Source organism: uncultured Campylobacter sp., from assembly GCF_938040115.1.
Classification (GTDB): Bacteria; Campylobacterota; Campylobacteria; order Campylobacterales; family Campylobacteraceae; genus Campylobacter_A.
In genome coordinates this window covers 1-7,600 of the sequence record NZ_CALHXD010000090.1, presented here as the reverse complement: position 1 = coordinate 7,600, position 7,600 = coordinate 1, and the positions used below count along the sequence as shown (strand labels likewise).

Sequence of the window (7,600 nt, the reverse complement as noted above, 5' to 3'; positions counted from 1 at the left end):
ATCATCTAAGCCGCGCGGCCGGACAAAAAAAATCCGAGATGATAAAAAACTCGGGTGCAAAGATCGTAAGCGCAGAGTGTAGCGCCTGTAAAATGCAAATTTCAAATGCGCTACATATCGGTGGCTCAGACGTAAAATGCGAGAACCCGATAGAGTTAATCGCAAGGGTGCTTGGATAGAGTTTGACGGTAAGTTTATATTTTTTTGTTGTATAATGATAAGACGGTCGGTCGATACTGTAAAATTTGATAAATATCCTAAGGAAATTTCGTGAAAAAGGTGATATTCGTTATTATGATGTTTTTTAGCGCCTTGCTTGCAAACGACGAATATCATATTTTTGTGAGCGCTTTTGGCGACGACGTAAGCGAAAAGGCAATAGAAAGCGTGCGAGTGGCCGTTGAAAAAAAAGTAGGCAGCTTTGAGGGCGTCGAAAAGGTCGTTAGTGGTAAATTTGGTAGATACCGTGCCATCGCGATAAAAACACAGCCTCTAAGTGGAGAAAAAATTAAAATTTTAATTAATAAAATAAAATCCGCAGGATACAAAGAGGCATATGCTGGGATGGTAAAAAGCGAAAATAACGACTATAAAGGCGACCCTGATTCTAAAACCACTGCAGAAGAAAAAGACGTAACTATGCCGAAAAAACGAGGATTAAGAAAGAAGTCGGACCTATTTTTTAAAGAGGCACCGGAGCCAATGGGCTAAAATTTAGCTTGCATGTGCGACTAAATTCTAATTTTTTATCCTTATTTCCAAAAATTTTAAAAAAAAGCTTGACTTTGAAAAGAAATTGGGCTATAATCCAACTTTCACAAATCAAGGATGCTGGTGTAGCTCAGTTGGTAGAGCTACTGCCTTGTAAGCAGTGGGTCGGCGGTTCAAGTCCGTTCACCAGCTCCATTTCATAACAGTGTTTGACCAGAAATACCATTGCAAAGCATTTATTTTTTAAAATAGGGTGAGATACTCAAGTGGCCAACGAGGGCAGACTGTAAATCTGCTGACTATGTCTTCCGTGGTTCGAATCCACGTCTCACCACCATGCTACGCGCGGGAGTAGCTCAGTTGGCTAGAGCATCAGCCTTCCAAGCTGAGGGTCGCGGGTTCGAGCCCCGTTTCCCGCTCCAGATTTTGGAACTAAACTGGGAGCTGTAAGATGATAAAAATATTAAATTTTATACATTTTCTGCAGCACACCTTTTTATTTTCATTTAGTTGTTTATACTTTTAAAAATTCTCTAATGCCAAGCGCTTGACGCTCATATGGCTCAGAGGTAGAGCACTTCCTTGGTAAGGAAGAGGTCGCGGGTTCAAGTCCCGCTATGAGCTCCACGGATTTTAGAGAAGTAAAATTAAGTATAAATTTGAATTGCAAATATCATTACGGAGGAAGAGATGGCAAAAGAAAAATTTTCACGTAACAAGCCACACGTAAACATTGGTACTATCGGTCACGTTGACCATGGTAAAACAACTTTGACAGCTGCAATTTCTGCTGTTCTTTCAAGAAAAGGTCTTGCTGAGCTAAAAGACTATGATAATATCGACAACGCTCCAGAGGAAAAAGAGCGCGGTATTACCATCGCTACTTCTCACATTGAGTACGAGACTGAAAATCGCCACTATGCGCACGTTGACTGCCCAGGCCACGCCGACTATGTTAAAAACATGATTACCGGTGCTGCTCAAATGGACGGCGCTATCCTAGTTGTTTCTGCTGCTGACGGCCCAATGCCTCAAACCAGAGAGCACATCTTGCTATCTCGCCAAGTAGGCGTTCCATATATCGTTGTTTTCATGAACAAAGCTGATATGGTTGACGATGCGGAGCTCCTTGAGCTAGTTGAGATGGAAATTCGCGAGCTTCTAAACGAGTACGACTTCCCTGGTGACGATACTCCAATCGTAGCAGGCTCGGCTCTACAAGCTCTTAACGAGGCTAAAGCTGGAACAGATGGCGAATGGTCTGCAAAGGTTCTTGAGCTTATGGCTAGAGTTGATGAGTATATTCCAACTCCAGTACGCGCAACAGATAAAGATTTCTTGATGCCTATCGAGGATGTTTTCTCTATTTCTGGTCGCGGTACAGTTGTTACCGGTAGAATTGAAAAAGGCGTGGTAAAAGTCGGCGATACCATCGAAATCGTAGGTATTAGACCAACTCAAACTACTACTGTTACCGGCGTCGAAATGTTTAGAAAAGAGATGGATCAAGGCGAGGCAGGCGACAATGTAGGTGTTCTTCTAAGAGGCACAAAAAAAGAAGATGTTGAGCGCGGTATGGTTCTTTGCAAACCTAAATCAATTACTCCTCACACTAAATTTGAGGGCGAAGTTTATATTTTAACAAAAGAAGAAGGTGGACGCCATACCCCATTCTTTAACAACTATAGACCGCAGTTCTACGTAAGAACGACTGATGTTACAGGTTCTATCACTCTTCCAGAAGGAACAGAGATGGTTATGCCTGGTGACAACCTAAAGATAACTGTTGAGCTTATTGCGCCAGTTGCTCTTGAAGAGGGAACTCGCTTTGCGATCCGTGAAGGTGGTAGAACAGTCGGCTCAGGCGTTGTTTCTAAGATTCTAGCATAATCTAATTTATAATTTTTAGCGGAGATTCTTCTCCGCTTTTTAAAAGGGAATTTATGGCAAAAGGTAATAGAATAAAAGTCGGTCTTAAATGTTCTGAATCAGGTGATATAAATTATACTACGGTAAAAAATAGCAAAACGACAACCGAAAAATTGGAACTAAAAAAATATTGCCCAAGACTAAAAAAACATACTGTTCATAAAGAAGTTAAGTTAAAGAGCTAAGGCTTTTTAGGGCAATAGCTCCAACGGTAGAGCGCTGGATTCCAAATCCAATGGTTGGGGGTTCGAATCCCTCTTGCCCTGCCATCAAAAGGTTAAAAATGGAAAAAATAATAAATTATATAAAGCTTTCTCGCGCTGAAATCGGAAAGGTAATTTTTCCACTCAAAGAGCAAATAAGAAATGCTTTTATAACAGTTTTTGCTGTAGTAGCCATTGTTTCACTTTTTTTAGCTCTTGTTGATGCAATTATGTCTTTCTCTCTTTCAAAACTGATTTAAGGTTGAATCATGGCACATAAATGGTATGCGATTCAAACTTATGCCGGTAGCGAAATGAGCGTAAAGAGAGCTATTGAAAATTTGGTTAGAGATAATCACATTGAAGAACAACTAAAAGAGATTATAGTTCCTACTGAAGATGTAATAGAAATCAAAAACGGCAAGAAAAAAATAAACGAAAGAAGTCTTTATCCTGGATATGCTTTTGCACATCTTGATTTGGATACAGCTCTTTGGCACAAGATTCAGTCTCTTCCTAAAGTCGGTAGATTTATAGGTGAAGCAAAAAAACCTACGCCGTTAAGCGAAAAAGATATAAATTTAATTTTAGAAAAAGTCCAAAAGCGAGCTGCTCCTAAACCAAAAATTTTCTTTGATAACGGAGAAAATGTTCGTATTACGGAAGGACCTTTCGCGAATTTTACTGGTATAGTAGAAGAGTACGATATGATACACGGAAAGCTAAGGCTAAATGTTTCAATATTTGGCAGAAGCACCCCAGTTGAAATTTTATATTCACAAGTCGAGAAGATAGTATAAGGAGAAGTTTATGGCTAAAAAAGTTATAGGCGAAATTAAATTACATATTGCTGCTGCAAAAGCAAATCCAAGTCCTCCGGTAGGCCCGGCTCTTGGTCAGCAAGGCGTTAATATTATGGAATTTTGTAAAGCATTTAATGAAAGAACAAAGGATATGGCTGGCTTTAGGGTTCCGGTCGTTATCACCGTTTATGCTGATAGAAGCTTTACATTTATTACAAAACAACCGCCTGCTACGGATTTGATTAAAAAAGCTGCAGGAATAGAAAAAGGTTCGGATAATCCGTTAAAAAATAAAGTAGCCAAGCTCACAAAAGCTCAGGTACTTGAAATAGTTGAGAAAAAAATTGCCGACTTAAATACTAAAGATAGAGAGCAGGCAGCTAAAATCATTGCTGGTTCAGCTCGCTCAATAGGAATTACGGTAGTCGATTAATCCTTTTACCACATAAGGATTTTATAAAGTTAAATTTATGCACACGCGTTAATATTTATAGCGCGTGTATTTTAAATTTGACAATGTGGAAGCATAAAATTTAAAAATGCGGAGAAATTAATGTCAAAAAAAACTACAAAAAGATTTGGTAAGCTACTTGAAAAAGTTGATACCACTAAAACCTACTCTTTAGCAGATGCTATCGATACTGTAAAATTACTAAAAAGCGCCAAATTTGACGAAACAGTCGAAATTGCGCTAAAACTCAACGTCGATCCAAGACATGCCGATCAAATGGTTAGAGGCTCGGTAGTGCTTCCTGCAGGAACTGGCAAAACCGTTCGCGTAGCCGTTATAGCAAAAGATGCAAAAGCCGATGAAGCAAAAGCCGCCGGTGCTGATATAGTCGGTAGTGATGAGCTTGTTGAGGATATCCAAAAAGGAATTATGAATTTCGACGTTCTTATTGCTACTCCAAATTTGATGGGCTTAGTCGGTAAAGTAGGACGAATTTTAGGACCAAAAGGTCTTATGCCAAACCCAAAAACTGGCACTGTTACTATGGATGTAGCTCAAGCGGTTAATAACGCAAAAAGCGGTCAAGTTAATTTCCGTGTAGATAAGCAAGGAAATATACACGCTGGCCTTGGTAAAGTTAGCTTTTCAAAAGAGCAATTAAACGATAACATTTCAACTCTTATCAAAGCGGTAAATAGACAAAAACCTGCGGCAGCAAAAGGTAGATATATTAAGAGTGCTGCTTTATCATTAACTATGAGCCCTTCTGTTTTACTTGAGACTCAAGAGCTTATGGATCTACGCTAATTTTTAGCTAATAAATTTTTATCTTAGATTGGAGATAGCAGAGGCTTTTGCTTAATCGTGCTTTTATGCCGCTCTGCTTGAAATCACTAGTCGGAAAGGAGAGAAACTAGATGACGAGAAACGAAAAATCTGAAATAATCAGTAAACTTGAAGCCGAATTTAAAGGAAATGAAGCGATTATAGTTTGCGATTATCGCGGTCTTAGCACTAAAAAACTAGAAGCATTAAGAGATGCTGCTAGAGTTTTAAACGTAAAAGTTCAAATCGTAAAAAATACTCTTGCAAATATCGCTCTTAATAACGTTGAAAAGTCTGGTATGGTCTTAAAAGATACAAATATCTTTATCTGGGGCGATCAGCTTTCAGCTACTAAGGTTGCGGCTAAATTTGAAGAGACTAACAGCGAACTATTCAAAATCAAAACCGCTCATATCGATGGCGAAGTTGCAAGCGTCGAGAAGGTCAAGGCTCTATCTAAGATGCCTAGCCGTGATGAGTTGCTTGCTATGCTTTTGCAAGTTTGGAATGCGCCTATCCAAAATTTCACTATTGGACTAAATGCGCTTAAAGAGAAAAAAGAAAAATCAGCATAATATAAAAGGATAAAAAATGGCAATTACTAAAGAGGACGTATTAGAATTTATCTCTAATCTTTCAGTATTAGAGCTAAGCGAACTAGTAAAAGAATTTGAAGAGAAATTTGGCGTAAGCGCTGCTCCAGTAATGGTAGCAGGCGGCGCAGCAGCAGGCGGTGCAGCTGATGCAGCTGAAGAGAAAACAGAATTTAACGTTGTTCTAGTTGACGGCGGCGACAAGAAAATCAACGTTATTAAAGTTGTTCGCGCTCTTACAGGTCTTGGTCTTAAAGAGGCTAAAGACGCAGTTGAGCAAACTCCTTCTGTTATTAAAGAGGGTGTTAGCAAAGATGAGGCTGAAGCAGCTAAAAAAGAGCTTGAAGAAGCTGGCGCTAAAGTCGAACTTAAATAATTTCACTTATTTTTACAAAGGAGGCGACGCCTCCTTATTTAATTTTTACAAAGATGCCGCAGACGTGCGGTTATTTACTTTCTTTCAAACTTATACCATGAGGTAGAATATGCTAAATAGTTTATACTCAGGAAATCGTCTTAGGGTTGATTTTTCAAATGTTGCCAAAGAGATCGATGTTCCTAACCTACTACAATTACAAAAAAAGAGTTTTGACCAGTTTTTAAACGTAGATAAAAATCAAGGCGAAAGCGGTATAGAAAAAGTTTTCAAATCAATATTTCCTATACATGATCCGCAAAACCGCTTAAGCTTGGAATACGTAAGCTCTGAAATCGGAAAACCAAAATATACGATCAGAGAGTGCATGGAGCGCGGGCTTACTTATTCTGTAAATTTAAAAATGAAAATAAGGCTGATCGTTCACGAGAGAGATGAAAAAACAGGCGAGAAGATCGGCATAAAAGATATAAAAGAGCAAGAAATTTTCGTTCGCGAAATTCCTTTGATGACGGATAGAATTTCATTTATTATTAACGGCGTCGAGCGTGTCGTGGTTAATCAGCTTCACAGAAGCCCGGGCGTTATCTTTAAAGAAGAGGAAAGCCCGACGGTAGTAAATAAACTTATTTATACGGCTCAAATCATTCCTGACCGCGGTAGCTGGCTATATTTTGAATACGACACAAAAGACGTACTTTATGTGCGTATCAACAAGCGCAGAAAAGTGCCGGTAACTATCCTATTTAGGGCGCTTGGATATAAAAAACAAGATATTATCAAGTTATTTTATCCTATACAAACTTTAACAATAAAAGATAATAAATTTTTGACGCCATTTAACCCAGATGATTATCAGGGCAGGGTTGAATACGACATAAAAGACGAAGAAGGCAATGTTTTACACGAGGCCGGAAAAAGACTAACCAAGAAAAAGGCTGATAAAATCATCGCTGATGGCGTCAAATTTGTCGAATATCCGACTGAAATTTTGGTAAATAGGTTTTTGGCTCACCCGGTTATTGACAAAAACAGCGGTGAAGTGCTTTATGATACTCTTGCACAGCTTGATGAAAATAAATTGGTTAAAATTTTGGCTGATCAAGAGAGTATCGAGATAGCAAACGACCTAGCAGCAGGCGTGGACGACGCTATCATAAATTCATTTATCGCCGATAACGAGACGCTAAAACTACTACGTCAAACCGAAAACGTCGACGATGAAAACGATCTTGCGGCGATAAGAATTTATAAAGTTATGCGTCCTGGCGAGCCGGTCGTTAAAGATGCTGCTCGCGCTTTCGTAAACGATCTATTCTTTAATCCTGAAAGATATGATTTGACGGGTGTTGGCCGTATGAAAATGAACCACAAGCTGGCACTTGAAGTACCTGAATACGTAACGGTTTTGACCAACGAAGACATTATAAAAACGGCAAAATATTTGATAAAGGTCAAAAACGGACAAGGACATATTGACGACCGCGATCACCTCGGCAACCGTCGTATCCGCTCTATCGGCGAGCTTTTGGCAAACGAGCTTCACCTAGGCTTTGTAAAAATGCAAAAGGCTATCAGGGATAAATTTACGACGCTGGGTAATACTGAGGAGATTATGCCTTACGATTTGGTTAATCCAAAAATGATAACCACGACGATAATGGAATTTTTCACCGGCGGTCAGTTGAGCCAGTTTATGGATCAAACCA

The 7,600-nt window shown here is 39.2% G+C and carries 9 protein-coding genes, 5 tRNA genes and 1 pseudogene; all 15 read left to right on the top strand.

Going from position 1 to position 7,600, the window contains the following annotated elements:
* The first annotated feature begins 270 nt into the window (after positions 1 to 270).
* The gene (locus tag Q0314_RS03240; protein WP_298056433.1) at positions 271 to 711 is read left to right on the top strand and encodes a hypothetical protein; all 441 of its coding nucleotides are present in this window, start codon (positions 271 to 273) and stop codon (positions 709 to 711) included.
* A 119-nt stretch (positions 712 to 830) separates the two neighbouring features.
* Positions 831 to 906, top strand: a tRNA-Thr gene (locus Q0314_RS03235).
* Between the two features lie 57 nt (positions 907 to 963).
* Positions 964 to 1,048: transfer RNA gene (locus tag Q0314_RS03230), tRNA-Tyr, on the top strand.
* Between the two features lie 8 nt (positions 1,049 to 1,056).
* Positions 1,057 to 1,133 (top strand) — tRNA-Gly (locus tag Q0314_RS03225).
* A gap of 130 nt (positions 1,134 to 1,263) precedes the next feature.
* Positions 1,264 to 1,338: transfer RNA gene (locus tag Q0314_RS03220), tRNA-Thr, on the top strand.
* Between the two features lie 63 nt (positions 1,339 to 1,401).
* Positions 1,402 to 2,601, top strand: a complete 1,200-nt coding sequence (gene tuf, locus Q0314_RS03215; protein ID WP_002947618.1) for an elongation factor Tu — start codon at positions 1,402 to 1,404, stop codon at positions 2,599 to 2,601.
* Between the two features lie 53 nt (positions 2,602 to 2,654).
* Positions 2,655 to 2,825: a 50S ribosomal protein L33 gene (gene rpmG / locus Q0314_RS03210; protein ID WP_004322121.1), complete on the top strand. Its 171-nt coding sequence runs from the start codon at positions 2,655 to 2,657 to the stop codon at positions 2,823 to 2,825.
* Between the two features lie 8 nt (positions 2,826 to 2,833).
* Positions 2,834 to 2,909: transfer RNA gene (locus Q0314_RS03205), tRNA-Trp, on the top strand.
* Positions 2,910 to 2,923: 14 nt separating this feature from the next.
* Positions 2,924 to 3,103 carry a preprotein translocase subunit SecE gene (secE, locus tag Q0314_RS03200; protein WP_004322122.1) on the top strand — a complete coding sequence of 60 codons (180 nt, stop codon included), beginning with the start codon at positions 2,924 to 2,926 and terminating at the stop codon, positions 3,101 to 3,103.
* 6 nt (positions 3,104 to 3,109) lie between these two features.
* Positions 3,110 to 3,643 (top strand): transcription termination/antitermination protein NusG, encoded by a 534-nt coding sequence (gene nusG / locus Q0314_RS03195; RefSeq protein ID WP_100067254.1) that lies wholly within the window; start codon positions 3,110 to 3,112, stop codon positions 3,641 to 3,643.
* Between the two features lie 10 nt (positions 3,644 to 3,653).
* Complete coding sequence (gene rplK, locus Q0314_RS03190; protein ID WP_004322124.1) at positions 3,654 to 4,079, top strand: 50S ribosomal protein L11; 426 nt, start codon at positions 3,654 to 3,656, stop codon at positions 4,077 to 4,079.
* 120 nt (positions 4,080 to 4,199) lie between these two features.
* Entirely contained in the window at positions 4,200 to 4,904 is a 705-nt protein-coding gene (rplA, locus tag Q0314_RS03185; protein ID WP_002947612.1) for a 50S ribosomal protein L1, read from the top strand.
* Between the two features lie 110 nt (positions 4,905 to 5,014).
* Positions 5,015 to 5,497, top strand: a complete 483-nt coding sequence (rplJ, locus tag Q0314_RS03180; protein WP_298056427.1) for a 50S ribosomal protein L10 — start codon at positions 5,015 to 5,017, stop codon at positions 5,495 to 5,497.
* A gap of 16 nt (positions 5,498 to 5,513) precedes the next feature.
* Positions 5,514 to 5,891, top strand: coding sequence for a 50S ribosomal protein L7/L12 (gene rplL / locus Q0314_RS03175; protein ID WP_002947609.1), 378 nt, complete (start codon positions 5,514 to 5,516; stop codon positions 5,889 to 5,891).
* 109 nt (positions 5,892 to 6,000) lie between these two features.
* Positions 6,001 to 7,600 (top strand): annotated as a pseudogene (locus Q0314_RS03170) (DNA-directed RNA polymerase subunit beta); the annotation flags it as partial.

What these genes read in the sequence shown, in the direction of transcription:
- tuf (WP_002947618.1), top strand. Translation starts at nt 1,402, where the DNA reads ATGGCAAAAGAAAAATTTTCACGTAACAAGCCACACGTAAACATTGGT.
- rpmG (WP_004322121.1), top strand. Translation starts at nt 2,655, where the DNA reads ATGGCAAAAGGTAATAGAATAAAAGTCGGTCTTAAATGTTCTGAATCA.
- secE (WP_004322122.1), top strand. Translation starts at nt 2,924, where the DNA reads ATGGAAAAAATAATAAATTATATAAAGCTTTCTCGCGCTGAAATCGGA.
- rplK (WP_004322124.1), top strand. Translation starts at nt 3,654, where the DNA reads ATGGCTAAAAAAGTTATAGGCGAAATTAAATTACATATTGCTGCTGCA.
- rplA (WP_002947612.1), top strand. Translation starts at nt 4,200, where the DNA reads ATGTCAAAAAAAACTACAAAAAGATTTGGTAAGCTACTTGAAAAAGTT.
- rplJ (WP_298056427.1), top strand. Translation starts at nt 5,015, where the DNA reads ATGACGAGAAACGAAAAATCTGAAATAATCAGTAAACTTGAAGCCGAA.
- rplL (WP_002947609.1), top strand. Translation starts at nt 5,514, where the DNA reads ATGGCAATTACTAAAGAGGACGTATTAGAATTTATCTCTAATCTTTCA.